This window comes from Arthrobacter sp. KN11-1C (genome assembly GCF_052180225.1).
In the GTDB taxonomy this organism is placed as follows: domain Bacteria; phylum Actinomycetota; class Actinomycetes; order Actinomycetales; family Micrococcaceae; genus Arthrobacter.
In genome coordinates this window covers 2,939,184-2,958,829 of the sequence record NZ_CP197467.1, presented here as the reverse complement: position 1 = coordinate 2,958,829, position 19,646 = coordinate 2,939,184, and the positions used below count along the sequence as shown (strand labels likewise).

Annotated in this window: 20 protein-coding genes; 15 read left to right on the top strand and 5 right to left on the bottom strand. The window is 65.3% G+C overall.

All coding sequences use genetic code 11. The features are described 5' to 3' along the window. Positions 1 to 24: 24 nt before the first annotated feature. Together ACSBOX_RS13845 and ACSBOX_RS13840 are read right to left on the bottom strand one after the other, a co-directional pair. Complete coding sequence (locus ACSBOX_RS13845; protein WP_442542956.1) at positions 25 to 753, bottom strand: VIT1/CCC1 transporter family protein; 729 nt, start codon at positions 751 to 753, stop codon at positions 25 to 27. A gap of 51 nt (positions 754 to 804) precedes the next feature. After that, on the bottom strand, positions 805 to 1,809 hold the full coding sequence (locus tag ACSBOX_RS13840) for a DUF4439 domain-containing protein (protein WP_442542955.1): 1,005 nt from the start codon (positions 1,807 to 1,809) through the stop codon (positions 805 to 807). 167 nt (positions 1,810 to 1,976) lie between these two features. Here ACSBOX_RS13840 and rimP point away from each other — a divergent pair, with 167 nt between their 5' ends. The 6 genes from rimP (at position 1,977) to ACSBOX_RS13810 (ending at position 8,517) form a co-directional block, all read left to right on the top strand. Next, positions 1,977 to 2,600, top strand: coding sequence for a ribosome maturation factor RimP (gene rimP / locus ACSBOX_RS13835; RefSeq protein WP_078105701.1), 624 nt, complete (start codon positions 1,977 to 1,979; stop codon positions 2,598 to 2,600). Beyond that, positions 2,600 to 3,580: a transcription termination factor NusA gene (nusA, locus tag ACSBOX_RS13830; RefSeq protein ID WP_078105700.1), complete on the top strand. Its 981-nt coding sequence runs from the start codon at positions 2,600 to 2,602 to the stop codon at positions 3,578 to 3,580. The genes rimP and nusA overlap by 1 nt, the downstream gene beginning before the upstream one ends. Before the next feature lie 224 nt (positions 3,581 to 3,804). After that, the gene (locus ACSBOX_RS13825) at positions 3,805 to 4,146 is read left to right on the top strand and encodes a YlxR family protein (RefSeq protein ID WP_171983387.1); all 342 of its coding nucleotides are present in this window, start codon (positions 3,805 to 3,807) and stop codon (positions 4,144 to 4,146) included. Between the two features lie 152 nt (positions 4,147 to 4,298). Beyond that, the gene (infB, locus tag ACSBOX_RS13820; RefSeq protein ID WP_442542954.1) at positions 4,299 to 7,136 is read left to right on the top strand and encodes a translation initiation factor IF-2; all 2,838 of its coding nucleotides are present in this window, start codon (positions 4,299 to 4,301) and stop codon (positions 7,134 to 7,136) included. A 268-nt stretch (positions 7,137 to 7,404) separates the two neighbouring features. Next, positions 7,405 to 7,914, top strand: coding sequence for a 30S ribosome-binding factor RbfA (gene rbfA, locus ACSBOX_RS13815; protein WP_078105698.1), 510 nt, complete (start codon positions 7,405 to 7,407; stop codon positions 7,912 to 7,914). A gap of 117 nt (positions 7,915 to 8,031) precedes the next feature. Continuing rightward, complete coding sequence (locus ACSBOX_RS13810; RefSeq protein ID WP_442542953.1) at positions 8,032 to 8,517, top strand: nucleoside deaminase; 486 nt, start codon at positions 8,032 to 8,034, stop codon at positions 8,515 to 8,517. Between the two features lie 3 nt (positions 8,518 to 8,520). Here the strand turns inward: ACSBOX_RS13810 and ACSBOX_RS13805 are convergent, their stop codons facing one another. Beyond that, complete coding sequence (locus ACSBOX_RS13805) at positions 8,521 to 9,675, bottom strand: pyridoxal phosphate-dependent aminotransferase (RefSeq protein WP_442542952.1); 1,155 nt, start codon at positions 9,673 to 9,675, stop codon at positions 8,521 to 8,523. Between the two features lie 94 nt (positions 9,676 to 9,769). On the opposite strand from ACSBOX_RS13805, the gene truB reads away from it, so the two are divergent. The 9 genes from truB (at position 9,770) to ACSBOX_RS13760 (ending at position 18,978) form a co-directional block, all read left to right on the top strand. After that, complete coding sequence (truB, locus tag ACSBOX_RS13800; protein ID WP_442542951.1) at positions 9,770 to 10,690, top strand: tRNA pseudouridine(55) synthase TruB; 921 nt, start codon at positions 9,770 to 9,772, stop codon at positions 10,688 to 10,690. 2 nt (positions 10,691 to 10,692) lie between these two features. Then, positions 10,693 to 11,046 (top strand): hypothetical protein, encoded by a 354-nt coding sequence (locus tag ACSBOX_RS13795; RefSeq protein WP_415985370.1) that lies wholly within the window; start codon positions 10,693 to 10,695, stop codon positions 11,044 to 11,046. Between the two features lie 2 nt (positions 11,047 to 11,048). Then, positions 11,049 to 11,498, top strand: a complete 450-nt coding sequence (locus tag ACSBOX_RS13790) for a hypothetical protein (protein ID WP_442542950.1) — start codon at positions 11,049 to 11,051, stop codon at positions 11,496 to 11,498. Between the two features lie 117 nt (positions 11,499 to 11,615). Further along, positions 11,616 to 12,599 (top strand): bifunctional riboflavin kinase/FAD synthetase, encoded by a 984-nt coding sequence (locus ACSBOX_RS13785; protein WP_442542949.1) that lies wholly within the window; start codon positions 11,616 to 11,618, stop codon positions 12,597 to 12,599. A 9-nt stretch (positions 12,600 to 12,608) separates the two neighbouring features. Then, positions 12,609 to 13,463 carry a tryptophan 2,3-dioxygenase gene (gene kynA / locus ACSBOX_RS13780; protein ID WP_442542948.1) on the top strand — a complete coding sequence of 285 codons (855 nt, stop codon included), beginning with the start codon at positions 12,609 to 12,611 and terminating at the stop codon, positions 13,461 to 13,463. A gap of 188 nt (positions 13,464 to 13,651) precedes the next feature. Further along, entirely contained in the window at positions 13,652 to 13,921 is a 270-nt protein-coding gene (rpsO, locus tag ACSBOX_RS13775; protein ID WP_028266602.1) for a 30S ribosomal protein S15, read from the top strand. 253 nt (positions 13,922 to 14,174) lie between these two features. Next, positions 14,175 to 16,427, top strand: coding sequence for a polyribonucleotide nucleotidyltransferase (locus ACSBOX_RS13770; protein ID WP_284989349.1), 2,253 nt, complete (start codon positions 14,175 to 14,177; stop codon positions 16,425 to 16,427). 154 nt (positions 16,428 to 16,581) lie between these two features. Beyond that, positions 16,582 to 17,925 carry a M16 family metallopeptidase gene (locus tag ACSBOX_RS13765; RefSeq protein ID WP_442542947.1) on the top strand — a complete coding sequence of 448 codons (1,344 nt, stop codon included), beginning with the start codon at positions 16,582 to 16,584 and terminating at the stop codon, positions 17,923 to 17,925. 591 nt (positions 17,926 to 18,516) lie between these two features. Then, the gene (locus tag ACSBOX_RS13760; RefSeq protein ID WP_442542946.1) at positions 18,517 to 18,978 is read left to right on the top strand and encodes a DUF1579 family protein; all 462 of its coding nucleotides are present in this window, start codon (positions 18,517 to 18,519) and stop codon (positions 18,976 to 18,978) included. A gap of 26 nt (positions 18,979 to 19,004) precedes the next feature. Here the strand turns inward: ACSBOX_RS13760 and ACSBOX_RS13755 are convergent, their stop codons facing one another. Together ACSBOX_RS13755 and ACSBOX_RS13750 are read right to left on the bottom strand one after the other, a co-directional pair. Next, a complete protein-coding gene (locus ACSBOX_RS13755) occupies positions 19,005 to 19,298 on the bottom strand; it encodes a hypothetical protein (protein ID WP_442542945.1) in 294 nt (97 codons plus the stop codon). An 80-nt stretch (positions 19,299 to 19,378) separates the two neighbouring features. Beyond that, positions 19,379 to 19,645: a MoaD/ThiS family protein gene (locus tag ACSBOX_RS13750; protein WP_442542944.1), complete on the bottom strand. Its 267-nt coding sequence runs from the start codon at positions 19,643 to 19,645 to the stop codon at positions 19,379 to 19,381. Position 19,646: the final 1 nt, after the last annotated feature.

Genomic DNA, 19,646 nt, shown 5'->3' with positions numbered 1-19,646 from the left:
TACCCAAGCCGGTCCGGGAGCGGTTCAGACCACTCCGGAGGAGCCCAGCAGGCTTCCGATCAGGAACGTCGCGGCAAGTGCAAGGGCTCCGCCGATGACGACGCGCACCGCTGCGCGGGTCTTCGAGCTGCCGCCGATCCACGCCCCCAGGGCTCCCGTGATGGCCAACGCGAGCAGCACGGAAATGAAGGTCAGGGGTACACGCAGGCCCGGGGGCGGGAGCAGGATCGCGAGCATGGGCAGCACCGCGCCGAGGGTGAAGGCAACGGCGGAGGCGAAAGCCGCATGCCACGGGCTCACGATGTCGTCCTCGTCGATGTTCAATTCGGCGGAAAGGTGGGCGGCCAAAGCATCGTGTTCCGTCAATTCCACGGCCACTTTCCGCGCGGTTTCAGGGCGCAGGCCCTTGGCCTCGTAGATCGCAGTCAGTTCGGCCAGCTCTTCTTCGGGTTCCTCGGCGAGCTCCCGGCGTTCCTTCTCGATGAGCGCCTTCTGGCTGTCGCTTTGGCTGCTGACGGATACGTACTCGCCGAGTGCCATGGACACCGCGCCACCCACGAGTCCGGCTGCTCCAGCGGTGAGGATGGCGCCGGTGCTCGTGGTGGCGCCGGCGACGCCCACCACGATGGCGGCAACGGAGACGATTCCGTCATTCGCGCCTAGGACGCCGGCCCGAAGCCAGTTGAGCCGGTGGGCGAGATCGTTGGCATGTGGTTCGTTCTCATGCAGGGCTGAAGTTTCGATGGAAGCCATGGTACAAGCCAAGCATCAGGGGACGGCTGCCGCCAGCAAAGAAAGGCTTTCCTATGGAGACGGAGCTCCTGACGGCAGCGGCGGCAGTGCCGCGTTGTCGACGGAAAGTCCCGCGAACGGGCCAACCGGAGTTCCCCAGGCCTGGCTGCGGTTCGCGGCGTCGACAAGTCCGTCGATGGCCCATTGACGCGTCCCGCCGTCCGACAACGCCACGAGGTCGGCATAGGCCGTCAGCGAGCTGGACTCCATGCTCCCCAGCGCCAGGGCGGGTTTGGCGGCGAAAGTGGCTGGCAGTCGATAGCCGGCCTCCCGCGGCGGTGTGGCGATGCAGTGCAGCCGGCCCTGGGCTTCCGCTCCGCGGAGCAGCTCCTGATGGCGGGCCAACCAGGTGGCTGCCGTCGCGGAAGCCTTCGCGTCCAGCCTGGTCAAGGCCACTTGGTACGCATAGATCGACTCCTGCTCGGAGCTGACGACGGCGGCCAGGGCGGCGGGCAAATCTGCCGTGGTGGGCGCTGTTCCGGGTGTCGGCGCCGTGGTCGACGTACCCGGCGATGCAGGGCACGTTGGCGGCGGGGTCGGGGCGGAACTCGCCTCGACCGGGGTCGCCGGCGCCGGCAAGCCCCACGCCGCGGCCAACCGTGATGACTCAAGCAGCTGGGCGGTCCCGACGGCGGCAAGCAGCCGTGCCATGCCGCCGTCGGCGTCCGCCGCGTCCGCCAAGCGACGGGACGCGCTCGAGGTGAGCGCCGAGACGAAGCCCGCCCGGGTTGGGCGGTCCTGGGTGGCGCCGGGGCTGGGGGAAGCCGAGGGGGTGATTGAGGGCGACGCACCGGGAAGAGGAAGCAGCGCCCGCGACTGGATTGTCAGCAACATCACAGTGTCGGTGCTCTCCAGGGCCGATGCGTTGGCCAAAAGCGCCTCGGTCGACGACAGTGCTGCGGACCGCGCAGTTTCGGAAAACGGCACCGCTTGCGGCTTTCCAGCGTCCCGCGGGACAAGGACGGCGCCCACTCCGAGGACGAGGACTGCGAGGAAAGCCAGGAGGAGGCCTTTCATCCAGCGCCGGCTCCGTGGTTTCTCAACAGTCTCGTGGTTCACAACAGACTATGGTGTCACGCCCACGGACCGCTTGCGTCTCCCGCAGAGGAGCACCGTGCACCACGCCGCCGTAAATGTCGTTAAGCTAGTAGTCACAACATCATCTATCGGGAGGCGGCTGGCCAGTGAGTCATTCGGAAGCCACGACTTCAACAGACCAGGCTGGAACGGATCCGACGAGTCCGGCACAACACGAGGTCCGCAACCCCGAGGAGAGCAGGCTGAAGGCGCTTCTGGAGCCTGCCGTCCTGGCAAGCCGGCTCTACCTTGAGGATGTTGCCATCCAGGTTGCCGGTTCGCACCGGGTAGTCCACGTGGTCATCGACCTGCCCCAGGAGGAGACCGGGGGCGTCAGCCTGGACGTCATCGCTGAAATCTCCAGGGCCCTTTCGGACATCCTGGACAACGATCCCCGCACGGATGGCCGCCCCTACGACCTCGAGGTCTCCTCGCCCGGCGTCGGCCGGCCCCTCACCGAGCCCCGCCACTGGCACCGGGCCCGCGGACGCATGGTCAAGGTCAACGTGATCCAGGGCGAGAACCTGACAGGCCGGATCCAGTCCGTCGACGACGACGGTGTCACTCTGGTTCCCGAGCAAGAGGTCAAGAAGGGCATGAAGCCCAAGCAGGGCGAACCCGTGAAGATTCCTTTCGACAGGATCCGCCAAGGAAAAGTCGAGATAGAGTTCAGCCACCTCAACGAGGCCGTGCTGGAAGACGAGTACAACGGACCTTCCGAGGAGGCCTAATGGATATTGACATGAGTGCGCTGAGACTCCTGGAGCGTGAGCGTGAAATCCCGCTGGACCTCCTGATCCCCACCATCGAGCAGGCGCTCCTGGTGGCCTACCACAAGACGCCGGGCGCTTTCGAGAAGGCCCGTGCCGAGCTGGACCGCAAGAGCGGGCACGTGACCATTTGGGCCACGGAAATCGACGACGACGGCGAAGCCATCGGCGAGTTCGAGGACACTCCTGCGGGATTCGGCCGCATTGCGGCGAGCACCGCGCGGCAGATCATCCTGCAGCGCCTGCGCGACGTCGAGGACGACAACGTCCTCGGCGAATTCAAGGGCCGCGAAGGTGAGCTCGTCGCCGGCCTGATCCAGCAGGGCAACAACCCGCACATGATCCAGGTGAACCTCGGTTCCGTGGAAGCCTTGCTGCCGCCGCCCGAGCAGGTGCCGGGGGAGAAGTACACCCACGGCAACCGGCTGCGTGCGTTTGTGGTGGACGTCCACCGCGGCGCCAAAGGACCCTCCATCACACTCTCGCGTTCACACCCGGGCCTCGTCCGGAAGCTTTTCGAACTGGAGGTCCCGGAGATCGCGGACCGTTCCGTCGAGATCGTGGCCTTGGCGCGCGAAGCCGGCCACAGGACCAAGATGGCCGTCAAAGCCAACACCCCCGGCATCAACGCCAAGGGTGCGTGCATTGGTGAAATGGGCTCGCGCGTGCGCGCCGTCATGACCGAGCTCAACGACGAAAAGATCGACATTGTCGACTTCAGCGAAGACCCGGCGACCTTCATCGCCAACTCCCTTTCGCCGTCGCGCGTGAATTCCGTCACTATCACCGACGAAGCCACGCGCTCCGCCCGGGTGGTTGTTCCCGACTACCAGCTGTCCCTCGCCATCGGCAAGGAAGGCCAGAACGCCCGCCTCGCAGCCAAGCTGACCGGCTGGCGGATCGACATCGTCTCTGACGCCACTCCGGCCAAGGGCAACTAAATACCCCAAACAGTGCCCGGCCCCGGATCCACGCACCTCGTGGATTCGGTGGCCGGGCCCTCGGGGGCTTAGAATAGATGGAACCGGGCCTATGCCCGGTATCCGTGCGCTTTGGCGTGCTCGCGACTTGTGGGGGCAACAATCCCGACAAGGCAAGGGCCCGCGCCGGGCCAAGCAGAACCGCAGAAGACAGGTAAAGACACTGAGGCAGGTTGATACACCCAGTGACTGAACTGCTTCACACCAGGCACCAGCCTGTGCGCACCTGCATCGGATGCCGGAAACAAGGCAAGCGGAGCGAGTTGATCCGGCTTGTCGCCGAAGGCGGCGGGTCACCCGTCGTCCTGGTGGATGAACGACGCCGGATGGCTGGCCGGGGTGCGTGGCTGCACCCCAGCACCACATGCCTGGCGTTGGCAAGCAAACGGCGTGCTTTCTCGAGGGCCCTCGCGGGCGCAAGCGAAGTCACCGCCGTCGAAAGCTACCTGGCGGCAGTCATACCCCCTGCGGACACCCCCGTGAAAGCAGGAAAACCGTCCAAACCTGAAAGCGGGTCAGAAAACTGATGGAAACCCGATGAGTTCCCAGCGATGAGTGCGCAACGATGACAATTTTGTTGCGCTCTGCACAGGGCCTATCCGCCGCGTTCGTGGCAGGGGCCCGCAGTAAGAATTAGACGGTTCGTGCCTGGCTCGGTGCGGACCGAGACAGGAGAAATGTGGCCAAGGTCCGCGTACATGAGCTCGCCAAAGAGCTCGGTATTACTTCCAAAGATGCAGTGACAAAACTGCAGGAATTGGGCGAATTCGTTCGCTCCGCCTCGTCGACAATCGAGGCCCCGGTCGTGAAGAAGCTTCGCGACGCCTACCCCGGCGCCAGCGCTGCAAAGGCAGCTGCCCCGGCAGCACCTCGCGCTGCAGCCCCCGCCGCGCCTGCTGCACCCGCAGCATCCCGCCCGGCTCCCGGCCCCGCTGCACCCAAGGCTCCGGTTCCCGCCCCCAAGGCTGAAACCCCCGCCCCGGCAGCGCCCGCGGCTCCCGCAGCAACGGCAAGCCCTGTTTCCGCCAAGCCGGGCGCCCGTCCGGCCCCCAAGGCCGAAGCCCCTGCCCCGGCACGTCCGGGCAGCCAGGCTCCGCGGCCCGGTGGCCCCCGTCCGGGCAACAACCCCTTCGCGACCTCGCAGGGCATGCCCCGCGGCCGCGGCGACGGCGAGCGTCCTCCCCGTCCGGGCAACAACCCCTTCGCAACTTCGCAGGGCATGCCGCGTTCCGGTGGCCGCACTGACGGCGAACGTCCCGGCGGTCCGCGTCCCGCGGCCGGCGCAGGCGGTCCCCGCCCCGCAGCCGGTTCCGGTGGTCCGCGTCCGGGTGCTCCGCGCCCCGGTGCTCCCCGTCCGGGCGCTCCGCGTCCCGCAGGTGGCCCCGCAGGAAACCGTCCCAGCCCGGGCATGATGCCCAACCGCACCGAGCGTCCCGCTCCCGGTGGCGCAGGCCGTCCGGGTGGCGCTGGCCGTCCGGGTGGCGGCCCCGGCCGTCCGGGCGGCGCTCCTGGCGCAGGCACCGGTGGCGGAGCTCCCGCCGGCGGTGGCTTCGGCAAGGGCGGCCGCGGACGCGGCGGTACCCAAGGTGCCTTCGGCAAGGGTGGCGCAGGACGCGGCAAGCAGCGCAAGTCGAAGCGTGCAAAGCGTCAGGAACTGGAGCAGATGAGTGCTCCGTCGCTGGGCGGCGTATCCGTACCCCGCGGCGACGGCAGCACCGTGGTCCGCCTCCGTCGAGGCTCGTCCATCACGGACTTCGCCGACAAGATCGAGGCAAACCCCGCCGCACTGGTGACCGTGCTGTTCCACCTTGGTGAAATGGCAACGGCCACCCAGTCGCTGGACGAAGACACCTTCGGCCTGCTCGGCGCCGAACTCGGCTACAAGGTTCAGGTTGTCTCTCCGGAAGACGAAGAGCGCGAGCTCCTCGACTCGTTCGACATCGATCTCGATGCCGAACTGGAAGCCGAAGGCGACGACGTCCTCGAACCGCGTCCCCCGGTTGTCACCGTCATGGGTCACGTTGACCACGGTAAGACCCGACTGCTCGACGCCATCCGGAAGACCAACGTGGTTGCCGGCGAACACGGCGGCATCACGCAGCACATCGGTGCCTACCAGATCAGCCACGTCCACGAAGGCACTCCGCGCGACATCACCTTCATTGACACCCCCGGTCACGAGGCGTTCACCGCCATGCGTGCACGTGGTGCCAAGGTCACCGACATCGCCATCCTGGTTGTCGCAGCCGACGACGGCGTCATGCCGCAGACGGTGGAAGCACTCAACCACGCACAAGCGGCCAACGTGCCGATCGTCGTCGCGGTCAACAAGATCGACAAGGATGGCGCGAACCCGGACAAGGTCAAGGGCCAGCTCACCGAGTACGGCCTGGTTCCTGAAGAATACGGTGGCGACACCATGTTCGTTGAGGTTTCTGCCCGCCAGAACATCAACATCGACGAACTGATCGACGCCGTCCTGCTGACCGCAGACGCCGCTTTGGACCTGCGTGCCAACCCGGACAAGGACGCTCGAGGCATTGCCATCGAAGCGAACCTGGACAAGGGCCGCGGTTCCGTGGCCACCGTCCTGGTCCAGTCCGGTACCCTGGCCGTCGGTGACACGATCGTGGCCGGCACGGCCCACGGCCGCGTCCGTGCCATGTTCGACGAAGACGGCAACGCCCTCGACGTCGCGCTTCCGTCCCGTCCGGTCCAGGTCCTGGGCCTCTCGAACGTACCGCGTGCAGGCGACACCTTCCTGGTGACCTCCGACGAGCGTACGGCCCGCCAGATCGCTGAAAAGCGCGAGGCAGCCGACCGCAACGCGGCACTGGCCAAGCGCCGCAAGCGCATCAGCCTCGAGGACTTCGACAAGGCTGTGGCCGAAGGCAAGATCGACACCCTCAACCTCATCCTCAAGGGTGACGTTTCCGGTGCCGTCGAAGCCCTCGAAGACGCCCTGCTCAAGATCGACGTCGGCGACGAAGACGTTCAACTGCGCGTCATCCACCGCGGTGTGGGTGCCATCACGCAGAACGACGTCAACCTCGCCACGGTGGACAACGCCATCATCATCGGCTTCAACGTCAAGCCCGCAGAGCGCGTGGCTGAACTGGCCGACCGTGAAGGCGTGGACATGCGCTTCTACTCCGTCATCTACTCGGCAATCGATGACATCGAGCTGGCCCTCAAGGGCATGCTCAAGCCGGAGTACGAGGAAGTCCAGCTCGGTACCGCCGAGGTCCGCGAAGTCTTCCGATCCTCCAAGTTCGGAAACATCGCCGGTTCCATCGTGCGCTCGGGCATCATCCGCCGTAACACGAAGGCACGCGTCAGCCGCGATGGCAAGGTCATCGGCGACAACCTCACCGTTGAGACGCTCAAGCGCTTCAAGGACGACGCCACCGAGGTCCGCACGGACTTCGAGTGTGGTATTGGTCTTGGCTCGTACAACGACATCAACGAAGGTGACATCATCGAGACCTTCGAGATGCGCGAAAAGCCGCGCGTCTAAGGTGTCGAAGGCCGGTGCTGCTCTCGGGCGGCCCCGGCCCGTTCCGCCGATATGGGGGCCCCGCCCCTACGCTGGGCGGCAAAGGATCTGCGATCCTTTGCCGCCCAGCTTCGGCAGGCCCGATGCCACTCCCGGGCCCCCATTTCGGCTCCACGGGCCTCGGTGGGAAGCTCGCGGTCCGTTCCGGGTCTTTTTGACGAGTGGCATTTTTTAGACTTAAGTACGCAAGTTGCCATCGCGCCGTCGTACGCGAAATTTAGGAGTTGAAATGGCTGATCCGGCACGCGCTGCCAAGTTGGCGCAGCGGATTAAGGTTGTTGTTGCTGAGGCACTGGGCCGGCGGATCAAGGATCCTCGGGTTGAGGGCATCACTATCACCGATGCCCGCGTCACCAATGATCTTCAGCACGCCACCGTGTACTACACCGTCTTCGGTGACGAGGTTGCCCAGGCCGATGCTGCCCGGGCCCTCGAGAAGGCCAAGGGTGTTTTGCGGCAGGAAGTGGGCCGCAACATCACCGTACGGCTGACTCCCACCTTGGAATTCGTTGCCGACCTCATTCCGGTCAACGCCTCGAACCTTGAGGAGCTGTTGCGCACCGCCAAGCAGCGCGACGCTGAGGTGGCCGCGCTGGCCGCCGGCGCCAAGCACGCAGGCGATGCGGACCCGTACAAGAGCGATGCCCCACAGGATGCGGACATCGACGAAGACGATTTTGACGAAGAAGACATCGACCTCCGTGCCGATGAGGACATCGACGAAGACGGCGGCAAGTAGCCCAGCGCTTCCCGGGTGGGGCCGGATCCGCAACTCTCACGAGCTGCCGGATCCGGCCCTGCTTGTTTAACCGTGAAAAGCCGGGCCAAAATGACGGGCCGTCGCTAAGATCGGAGCATGGCGGCGCACGATGCAGCTCAGAGTCCAGAAGGCTACCTCGAGCACGCCGTGCGGCTCGCGGTGCAAAACGTGGCCGACGGCGGCGGCCCTTTCGGCGCCGTCGTGGTCACCCCGGACGGACGGCTCCATGACGGCGTCAACCGGGTCACCCGCGACAACGACCCCACAGCTCACGCCGAAGTGGTGGCGATCAGGCGCGCCGCCTCGGAACTGGGAAGCTTCGACCTCAGTGGCTCGGTGCTCTACTCAAGCTGCGAACCGTGCCCTTTGTGCCTCTCGGCGGCCCTCTGGGGCAGGGTCAGCCGCGTCTACTTTGCCGCGGACCGGCACGGGGCCGCGGCAGCGGGCTTCGACGACGCGGTGTTCTACGAATACTTCGACGGCAACAGGCCTGAACTGCTGCCCGTCCAACACACGGAGGTCCCGGCCTCCGAGGCTCCGTTCGACGCCTGGCGCGGGCACAAGAACCGGACCAAATACTGAGGTTCAGGACCGTGCCGGAAGCCGCCCGACGCCGTCGAGCAGCTGCTGGTGGTCACCGCACAAAGCGATCCTGATCCACCCCTCGCCGATCGAACCGAACGCGGTGCCCGGCGCCACGGCCACTCCGGCGTCCGCCAGGAATTGGCGCACCCACGCACGCACGTTCCCGCCGCTCACATGGGAGACGTCGGCCCAGAGATAGAAAGCGCCCTGGGCGCCCAAGTAGGGAATGCCCTTCTCCGCAAGCACTGCCGAGGCGGCGTCGCGGTTGGAACGGTAATGCTCCCGGGCGGTGTCCACATAGTCCTGGGGGCCGGTCAGCGCCGCGACTGCCGCGTACTGGGAAGGCGAAGCCACGCAGGAAACGATCGCTTCCATGACGTTGTTCATCTTCCGTTCCAGGCCCGGCGGGCAAATGAGCGCACCGATCCGCAGTCCAGTCAGCCCGTACGTCTTGGACAAGGTCAGCGATGTGAAGACCCGGGCCTCGCCGGGAACAGCGCTGTCGAAGCGGGCGGGACTCGTGTGCGGAACGTCGAAGGTGAAGGCTTCGTAGCATTCATCCGAAATGATCCACAGATCGTGTTTGACGGCCAGCTTCACGAGTTCGCGCGTCGTTTCCTCGCAGATCACCGCGCCCAGGGGATTGGACGGCGAATTCAGGACCAACACCTTGGTGCGCGGCGTGATCAGGGCCTCGATGTCCTCGATGCGGGGCTGGAACTCGTGCTCCGGGTAGAGCGGATACTGCACCGGGACGGCGTGCAGCAAATGGCTCGTCATGGCAAACGTGGGATAGCCCGGATTGGGAATCAGGATCTCGTCGCCGGGGGAGAGGAGCAGGCTCATGGCGAAGTGCAGTCCCTGCTGGGCTCCGTCCACGACGTACACGCGCTCCGCCCCGACCTCCACCTGGTTGTGGGCAAGGAAGCGGGCGGCAAAGGCCTCCCGCAGCGCCGGGATCCCGGCATTGGGGGTGTAGTTGGTCTCGTCCCGGTCCAGGCAGGCGATCCCCGCGTCCAGGATGTGCCGGGGCAGCGCGAAGCCGGGCTCGCCGATGCTGAGGACAATCGCCCCGGGAGTGCTCCATGCGGCCTCGGTGATTTCGCGGATCTGGTTCACGGGCACTTCGCGGACGTGTGCGGCAAGCTCAGGCATGGGAGCCATCTTAGCCGCGGTGGCCGGACGGTCCGCCGGGAGGGGCCGCTGCGGGCCGCGGGATGCATGCCCCGGCGCGGATATACTGGGAGGCGTGCTTTCTGGACTGGTAATCGTTGACAAGCCGCAAGGATGGACCAGCCACGATGTGGTTGGACGGATGCGGCGGCTGGCCGGTACCCGGAAAGTGGGCCATGCGGGGACCCTGGACCCCATGGCCACAGGGGTGCTTGTGCTTGGCATCAACAAGGCGACGCGGCTGCTGACCTACATTGTGGGCACCTCCAAGACATACTCCGCCACCATCCGGCTGGGCGAATCAACCATCACGGACGATGCCGAAGGCGACATCACCGAAAGCCGCAGCGCCGCCGGAGTCACCGAGGACGCCATCCGTGCCGGCGTCGCGCAGCTCAGCGGAGAGATCCAGCAGGTTCCCAGCAGCGTCAGCGCCATCAAGGTCAACGGCGAACGGTCCTACGCGCGCGTCCGTTCAGGGCAAGAGGTCAAGCTCGCCGCCCGGCCCGTGACCATCCACCGTTTCGAGATCCACGCCATCCGGAGGGTCGACGACGGCAGGTTGGTGGACATCGATGTGACCGTCGAGTGCTCCTCGGGCACGTACATCCGAGCGCTGGCCCGCGACCTGGGCGAGGCTCTCGGCGTCGGAGGCCATCTCACGGCGCTGCGCCGCACCCAGGTGGGGCCGTACTCCCTGGAGCAGGCCCGCACCCTCGAACAGCTTGCCGAGGAACTGGACGTCCTCGACATGTCCGCCGCCGCCCGCGCCCTCATGCCCAACCGGGAGCTGAGCGAGGCCGAAACCACCGAGATCTCCTTTGGCCGCAGGATCGCCGCGGGACCCACCGCCGGCACCGCCGACGCGGCCACCACCGAAAACCCGGCTGCCGCGTTCTCTCCGTCAGGGGAGCTGGTGGCGTTGTTGGCCGATGCGGGGAGTTTCGCCAAACCCGTCCTCGTGTTCGCCCCGGACAACGAAAAGCAGGTGCATTAGCCATGGACGGATATTTCTACGCCGTCCTGATAGTGGGCTTGCTGTCCACCATCATTTGCGTCGTGGCAGGCATCATGAAGAAGGCCCCCAACGACGTCACCATACTGTCCGTCGCCGCCGTCGAACTCGTCCTGCTGGTCTACCTGGTGGGATCGATCATCCGCGTGGCGACGGGTGAAAAGATCGCAGGGGAGCCCTGGGAATTCTGGGGCTACATCATCACGGCACTCATACTCCCTGTCGTCGCGGTGTACTGGTCCATCCTGGAACGGACCCGTTGGAGCAATTTCGTCATGGGCGCCGTGGGCGTCACCGCATTGGTCATGGCGGCCCGCATGAACCAGATCTGGTACTGACATTGGAAGAAGCACACGAAGTGACTGTTGAAAGCACCGAGAAGAAGAACCGGGACACCCGCAACACCGGGCCCGGGAGGCTGCTGATTGCGGTCTACGCGGTTTTCGCGATCTCGGCCACGGCCCGCGCCGGCTACCAGATCCTGACCAAGTTCTCGGACGCTCCCTTGGCCCATATCCTCTCGGCCTTCGCCGCCGTGGTGTACATCGTGGCCACGGTGTCCCTCGCGAAGCCGGGCCGCACGTGGTTCAAGGTGTCGCTGGCGGCCGTCCTCGTGGAGATGCTCGGGGTGGTGGTGGTTGGTGCCATCAGCCTTTTCGATCCTGTGGCCTTCCCGCACGACACCGTGTGGTCGCTGTTCGGACGTGGATACGGCTTTGTGCCGTTGATCCTGCCGGTCCTGGGCCTGCTGTGGCTCTACCGCCGCCGCCCGGCACCGCTCCCGCAGTAGGAATCCAGGCTCCGCAGCCTGCGCATGCCAGCCCCGGGATAGCGGGTAACCTTAGAGAATTCCGGCGCCGGACGAGGCGCCGGGCATAGCGAATACCAGCAGTAAAAGGCGAGGTTGATGGTCCACATCTGGAACGATCCCACCGAGGTCCCCGAGGATTTCGGTCCCAGCGTCGTTACCATCGGCAACTTTGACGGCGTCCATCGCGGTCACCAACAGGTGCTGACCCAACTGTTGCGCACCGCAGGGCAACACGGCGCGCGGTCCGTCGTCGTGACCTTCGATCCCCACCCGGCCCTGGTCCACCGGCCCGACTCCGCACCGGAGCTTTTGATGGGGTTGCAGGACAAGCTCGATGCCTTGGCCGATACGGGCGTGGACGCTGTCCTCGTCATGAAGTACAACCTCACGCTTGCGGCCATGACGCCGGAGGAATTCGTCGTCAACGTCCTGCTGGAGGGGCTGCACGCGGCCCACGTTGTGGTGGGCCACGATCTCCGTTTCGGTGTGGGAAATTCCGGCGACGTCGGCACCATGCAGGAACTGGGCAAGGAACTGGGGTTCGGCGTCCACGTCGTCAACGAGTTCGGCGCGGAAGGCTTTCCAGTGCACGACGACGGCGGCACGGACCGCCGCTGTTCCTCCACCTGGGTGCGCGAGGCCCTTGCCGAAGGCGACGTCGAGACCGCGGCCGCCGTCCTCGGCCGCCCGCACAGGATGCGCGGCGAAGTGGTCCACGGTGCCGCGCGCGGACGCGCCCTGGGCTTTCCCACGGCGAACCTGGACCACGGCGCCACGGGCTACGTCCCTGCAGACGGGATCTACGCCGGCTGGCTCGTGGACGAATCCGGAACCCGCTGGCCCGCCGCGATTTCGGTCGGTTCCAATCCCACCTTCGACGGGGTGAGCCGCCAGGTGGAAGCCCACGTGATCGACCGCCCGGAGGAAGCCGTGGAAGACTTCAACCTCTACGGCCAGACCGTCGTCGTGGAATTCACGGCCAGGCTGCGGGGCATGGTGGCCTACCGCGGACCCGAGGCCCTGGTGGAGCAGATGCGGCTGGACGTCGTTCAGGCCCACGATCTTTTGCTGAGCAAGTAGCCCCGCGTCGTGAGCGTTGAGAAGAACACCCGGCCGCTCGACGAAGGCATCGTTAAGGATTTCAGCTCACGCATGAGCTACGGCTCCTACCTTCAGCTGCCCTTGCTGCTCAGCGCCCAGCAACCCGTCAGTCAACCGGAACACCATGACGAGCTCCTGTTCATCATCCAGCACCAGACCACCGAGCTCTGGCTGAAGCTGGTCCTGCACGAGCTCCGCAGTGCGGCTGCATGGCTCCGCCAGGACGACCTCGGCTCCGCGCTCAAGGCCATCGCGCGGGTCAAGCACATCCAGAAGACGCTCACCGAGCAATGGTCTGTGCTCGCGACGCTCACCCCTACCGAGTACTCCCAGTTCCGTGGCTTCCTGGGCAATGCGTCCGGCTTCCAGTCGAGCCAGTACCGCGCAGTCGAGTTCATCCTCGGCAACAAGAACGCCAAGATGCTGCCGGTGTTCGACTCGGATCCGGAGTCCCGGACCGTGCTGGAGGAGCTCCTGAATGCCCCGAGCATCTATGACGAATTCCTGGCCTACCTGGACCGGCACGGCTACGACGTTCCACGGTCCGTCCTGGACCGGGACGTCACCCGGGCCCACGAATTCGCCCCGGAGCTCTTGCCCCTTTTCAAGCACATCTACGAACATGCCGCGGACAATTGGGCGGCCTACGAAGCATGCGAGGAACTAGTTGACCTGGAAGACAACTTCCAGTTGTGGCGCTTCCGGCACCTCCGCACTGTCCAGCGGACCATCGGCATGAAGACCGGAACCGGGGGCTCGAGCGGTGTTTCCTTCCTGAAGAAGGCCCTTGACTTGACCTTCTTCCCGGAGCTTTTCGCCGTCCGGACCGAGATCGGGCAGTGAGCGGTTCCCGGCTTTGACGAGGCTCACACGGCAGCTTTCGACAACATTGCCGGGCTGCCGGTAAACTGAGAGATGGATCCGGCTGCAGTCCGTGGCGGCTGGACCTGTTTTGTGTGCGGTCATTGGCACATCACAACCCGGCAGCGAGGCGCTGAATCGGGACGCACGGCACAACTCTAGGAGTTCACGTGGCACTTGAAGCCGCTGTTAAGCAGTCCATCATCGAGGCATACGCAACGTCCAAGGGCGACACTGGTTCGCCGGAGGTCCAGATTGCAGTCCTGACTCAGCGGATCAAGGATCTGACTGAGCACATGAAGGAGCACAAGCACGACTTCCACACCCAGCGCGGTCTGCTGGCCATGGTTGGTCGTCGCAAGCGCATGCTGGGCTACCTCAAGAAGACTGACATTGCCCGCTACCGTGCGCTCATCGAGCGTCTCGGCCTGCGCCGCTAGTTTGACTTCGGGCGGCCCGATCCTCCGCGGAACGGGCCGCCTTTTCTCCATAACTAAATCCAACACTTAACAGGAGTTCAACCGCATCGCGCATTCGCGGTCTTCGGTAGTGATCCCCGGGAAAGCTTTCCATGATGGAGGCGCAGCCCGTGGGTCTCGATCGATGACCGGGTGTCGTACAGGCCAGGAAAAGACGCTGGCCTGGGTCGATGCGGGAGGACTTCCGCTAAACAAGAAACGGAGGTGACTCTCAATGGAGGGTCCCGAAATCCAGTTCTCAGAAGCCATCATCGACAACGGCCGCTTCGGCAAGCGTGTAATCCGCTTCGAAACCGGCCGCCTCGCCAAGCAGGCAGCCGGCGCCGCGATGGTCTACATCGACGAAGACACCGCGCTGCTGTCCGCAACCACCGCAGGCAAGTCCCCGCGTGAAGGCTTCGACTTCTTCCCGCTGACCGTCGACGTCGAAGAGCGCATGTACGCCGCCGGCCGCATCCCGGGCTCGTTCTTCCGCCGCGAAGGCCGCCCGTCCACCGAAGCCATCCTGGCTTGCCGCCTCATGGACCGCCCCCTGCGCCCCGCGTTCGTCAAGGGCCTGCGCAACGAGGTCCAGATCGTCGTCACCGTCCTGGCGATCAACCCGGACGAGCTCTACGACGTCGTGGCCATCAACGCCTCGTCCATGTCCACCCAGCTCTCCGGCCTCCCGTTCTCCGGCCCGATCGGCGGCGTCCGCGTTGCCCTCATCGCCGACGAACAGGGCACCGAATGGGTTGCCTTCCCGAAGCACTCCCAGCTCGAGAACGCCGTCTTCAACATGGTTGTTGCCGGCCGCATCGCGGGCGACGACGTCGCCATCATGATGGTTGAAGCCGAAGCCACGGACAACTCCTGGAACCTCATCAAGGAACAGGGCGCCACGGCTCCCACCGAAGAGGTCGTTTCCGAAGGCCTCGAGGCCGCCAAGCCGTTCATCAAGGCCCTGTGCGAGGCCCAGGCCGACCTGGCCGCCCGCGCAGCCAAGCCGACGGTTGAATTCCCGGTCTTCCTGGACTACCAGGACGACGTCTACGCCGCTGTTGAAGCCGCCGCCGCCGAGAAGCTCGCTGCTGTCTTCCAGATCGCCGACAAGCAGGACCGCGACAACGCCTCCGACGAACTCAAGGACGAAGTCCTTGGTGCCCTCGCCGGCGAGTTCGAGGGCCGCGAAAAGGAACTTTCCGCAGCCTTCCGCTCCTTGACCAAGCAGGTTGTCCGCCAGCGCATCCTCAAGGACCAGATCCGCATCGACGGCCGTGGCCTGACGGACATCCGCCAGCTGACCGCCGAGGTAGAGGTCCTGCCCCGCGTTCACGGTTCCGCCATCTTCGAGCGCGGCGAAACCCAGATCATGGGTGTCACCACGCTGAACATGCTCAAGATGGAACAGCAGATCGACTCGCTGTCTCCCGTCACGCGCAAGCGCTACATGCACAACTACAACTTCCCGCCGTACTCCACCGGTGAAACCGGCCGCGTCGGCTCCCCGAAGCGCCGCGAAATCGGCCACGGTGCACTCGCCGAGCGCGCCCTGGTTCCGGTCCTGCCGTCCCGCGAGGAATTCCCGTACGCCATCCGCCAGGTGTCCGAGGCCCTCGGTTCCAACGGTTCGACGTCGATGGGTTCCGTCTGTGCCTCCACGCTGTCCCTGCTCAACGCAGGCGTGCCGCTGAAGGCCGCTGTTGCCGGTATCGCCATGGGCCTGGTTTCCGACCAGGTTGACGGCCAGACCCGCTACGCCGCCCTGACCGACATCCTCGGCGCCGAAGACGCTTTCGGCGACATGGACTTCAAGGTTGCCGGTACCTCCGAGTTCGTCACGGCCATCCAGCTGGACACCAAGCTCGACGGCATCCCGGCATCGGTCCTGGCCGCAGCCCTGAAGCAGGCCCGCGAAGCCCGCCTGCACATCCTGGACGTCATCAACGCCGCGATCGACACTCCGGACGAGCTCTCCGAGTTCGCACCGCGCGTGATCGCCGTCAACATCCCCGTTGACAAGATCGGCGAGGTCATCGGCCCGAAGGGCAAGATGATCAACCAGATCCAGGAAGACACCGGCGCCGACATCTCCATCGAGGACGACGGCACCGTCTACATCGGCGCTACCAATGGCCCGTCTGCAGAAGCAGCCCGCGCCGCGATCAACGCCATCGCCAACCCGCAGATCCCGGAAATCGGTGAGCGTTACCTGGGCACGGTCGTCAAGACCACCACCTTCGGTGCGTTCGTTTCCCTGACCCCGGGCAAGGACGGCCTGCTGCACATCTCCGAGCTGCGCAAGCTCGCCAGCGGCAAGCGCGTGGACAACGTCGACGACGTCGTCTCCGTGGGCCAGAAGATCCAGGTCGAGATCACCAAGATCGACGACCGCGGCAAGCTCTCCCTCTCCCCGGTTGTGGCCGAGGAAGAAGGCGCCGTCTCTGAAGAAGCTCCGGCCGAAGAGGCTGAAGTGTCCGCCGAGTAGCCTGAACCGGCAAACACGCGGCAGGACCGGTGGACATGTCCACCGGTCCTGCCCGGCTTTAACAACGAATTCCCGTCCCGGGGGCGATGCGCCCGCTGGTACGATTGCAGCCAGATTTGGCACCCATGATTTCCCGTAGAACTGAAAGGTCTTGATGACTGTCGTACCCCTCCCATTGGCGCAGACCGTGCCCGGCGGCGAATTGATCCATGGTGCCGAAGGCGGCTCCGTTGTCCGGCGATCAGTGCTTCCGGGAGGCGTCCGGGTGCTCACCGAAGCCATGCCCGGGCAGCGTTCGGCAACCATCGGATTCTGGGTGGGAGTCGGCTCCCGGGACGAGGCGGACGGCCAGCACGGCTCCACCCACTTCCTCGAGCACCTGCTATTCAAAGGCACCAAGAAGCGTACAGCCCTCGAGATCGCCTCGGCGTTCGACGAGGTCGGCGGCGAATCGAATGCCGCGACGGCGAAGGAAAGCACGTGCTACTTCGCCCGGGTGCTGGACACGGACCTTCCCATGGCCATCGACGTCATCGCCGACATGATCACCGGCGCCGTGCTGGATCCTGCGGAACTTGAACAGGAACGCGACGTGATCCTCGAGGAAATCGCCATGGACAGCGATGACCCCACCGACGTCGCACACGAAAACTTCGTGGCCGCCGTTCTTGGTGTGCACCCGCTGGGGCGCCCCATCGGAGGCACCCCCGCCGCCATCAAGGCCGTGTCCCGCGATTCGGTGTGGGCACACTACCAGCGCTACTACCGGCCGGACGAAATCGTCATCACCGCCGCGGGGGGCCTGGACCACGACGTCGTGTGCCGCCTCGTGCTCGATGCTTTGAAGACGGCCGGGTGGGAGCTGAAAGGCACCGCTGCCCCCGTCGAGCGCCGCTCCACCGCACGGGCGGACATCACGGGCACGGCAGGGCTGCATGTGATCAAGCGTCCCGTGGAGCAGGCCAATATCATCATGGGCTGCCCCTCGATCGTGGCCACCGACGACCGGCGCTTCGTGATGAGCGTCCTGAACGCGGTCCTGGGCGGCGGCATGTCCTCGCGCCTCTTCCAGGAGATCCGCGAAAAGCGCGGCCTCGTCTATTCCACGTATTCCTTTGCTTCCGCCTATGCGGACGCGGGCTACTTCGGAATGTACGCCGGCTGCACGCCGTCGAAGGTCAAGCAGGTATTGGAACTCCTGGGCGCCGAACTGGACAAGCTCGCTGCCGACGGGATCACGGACGAGGAACTGCGCAAGGCCGTAGGGCAATTGTGCGGCGGAATCGTGCTCGCCCTGGAGGATACCGGTTCCCGGATGTCCCGCCTCGGCCGCGCCGAACTCGTCTCCGGCGAATTCCAGGACATCGACGAAACCCTGGATCGCATCAAGGCCGTCACCGCCGAGCAGGTCCAGGACCTCGCCCGGGTGCTCGCCGAAGCCCCCCGCACCGTGACCGTCGTCGGGCCCTTCGAGGAAACCGAGACGTTCGGCCTCTAAACCCCACGCTCCCTAGGGACATGCCCTGCGTTGGAGCTGAGGAGTGGACATAACCCTGATATGTCCATTCCTGGCTTGGAAGAGGGGGCATGCTCGTTGGTACTCCGTGGAGGCTCCCGAGGGACATGCTCCGCGTTGGAGCTGAGGAGTGGACATAGCCCTGATATGTCCAGTCCTGGCTTGGAAGAGGGGGCATGCTCGTTGGTACTCCGTGGAGGCTCCCGGGGGACATGCCCCGCGTTGGAGCTGGGGAGTGGACATAGCCCTGATATGTCCAGTCCTGGCTTGGAAGAGGGGGCATGCTCGTTGGTACTCCGTGGAGGCTCCTAGGGACATGCCCTGCGTTGGAGCTGGGGAGTGGACATAGCACTGATATGTCCAGTCCTGGCTTGGAAGAGGGGGCATGCTCGTTGGTACTCCATGGAGGCTCCCGAGGGACATGCTCCGCGTTGGAGCCGAGGAGTGGACACAACCCTGATATGTCCATTCCTGGCTTCGAAGAGAGGGCATGTCCGGGTGGGGGAGGCTGGACGCGCCTGCTCGATCGGGAACATGATGGTGACATATCCATCGCCTTGCGCAGGAGTCGCCATGAACGAGCCGTTGAAGAGTCATGCAAACACTGCGCTGGAAGCGTTCCTGGGGCATTGGCGGGGGAGTACCGAGCTTGCGGCGTCGCCGTGGGGACCTGCCCGGACCGCCGACGCCGAGGTGACTTTCTCGCGTGCGGCAGGAGGGTATGCCTTGGTGCAGAGCTACCGGCACCTTGAACCCGACGGCACCCATTTCGAAGGGCACGGTGTCTTTACTGTCGACCCGGACCATGGGGAAACCATGTGGTACTACGTGGACAGCATGGGCCGGCCACCGGAAGCTCCGGCCCGCGGGCATTGGCAGGACGGCACACTGCGGCTTGAGCGCCGTAGTCCCCGGGGGACTGCGCGGCACACCTTCAAGGTGGACGGCGGCGTGCTGACCCACGTGGCGGAACTGAGGCTCGGGGATGCCCCGACGTTCAGCCCGTTCATGATCTCCGTCTGCAGGCGCGTCTGAGGCCCACGTCCAGCAGTCACCGCATGTCAGAGGACCTTGGCCTCCATCGACTCAAGGATCCGCGCATCCGGCATGCCGTCGAGCGAGGCCGGCCGTTCCGGTCCAGTCCACACCTTGATCCGCAAGGTGTTCAGCATTGATTCAGCTTGCTCCCGTTCGGCGAAATCAAGCTCGATCACGACCCGCTGTGAATCGTCCACAGGCTTGGATACCCGGTAGGAGACGACGCCTGAGCCGGCGCGGTCTGCCGGATCCGAGTCGAACGATCGCTTCCATGCGCCGAAGTCGTTCACAGCGTGTTCGATCAGGAGGGTGTACATGGCTGTTCCTTTGCTGTTGCGCGGATAGCCACAGCGTAGGCTCATCGGACCCGGGGGACCACCCTTCGGCCGTGGCCGGCTCAGCCTCCGGCAAACGGCGGGAGCACGTCGACGACGTCGTCCGCACCGAGGGCGGCCGAACGGTCGCGGACTGCTATCTCGTTGCGCAGGAAGCTGCTGCGCGAAACGATCCGGGCCAGGGGCGGCGTGCCGGCCGGTGGTTCCGGACGTTCGACGGCGAGCACCGCAGCGATCAATCCCTCCAGGCTGGTGCCCTCCGGAAGATCGTGGTGTTCCTCTTCGACGCCTGCCGCGGCGCGCGCGGCGGCGAAGTATCTTACGAGCAAA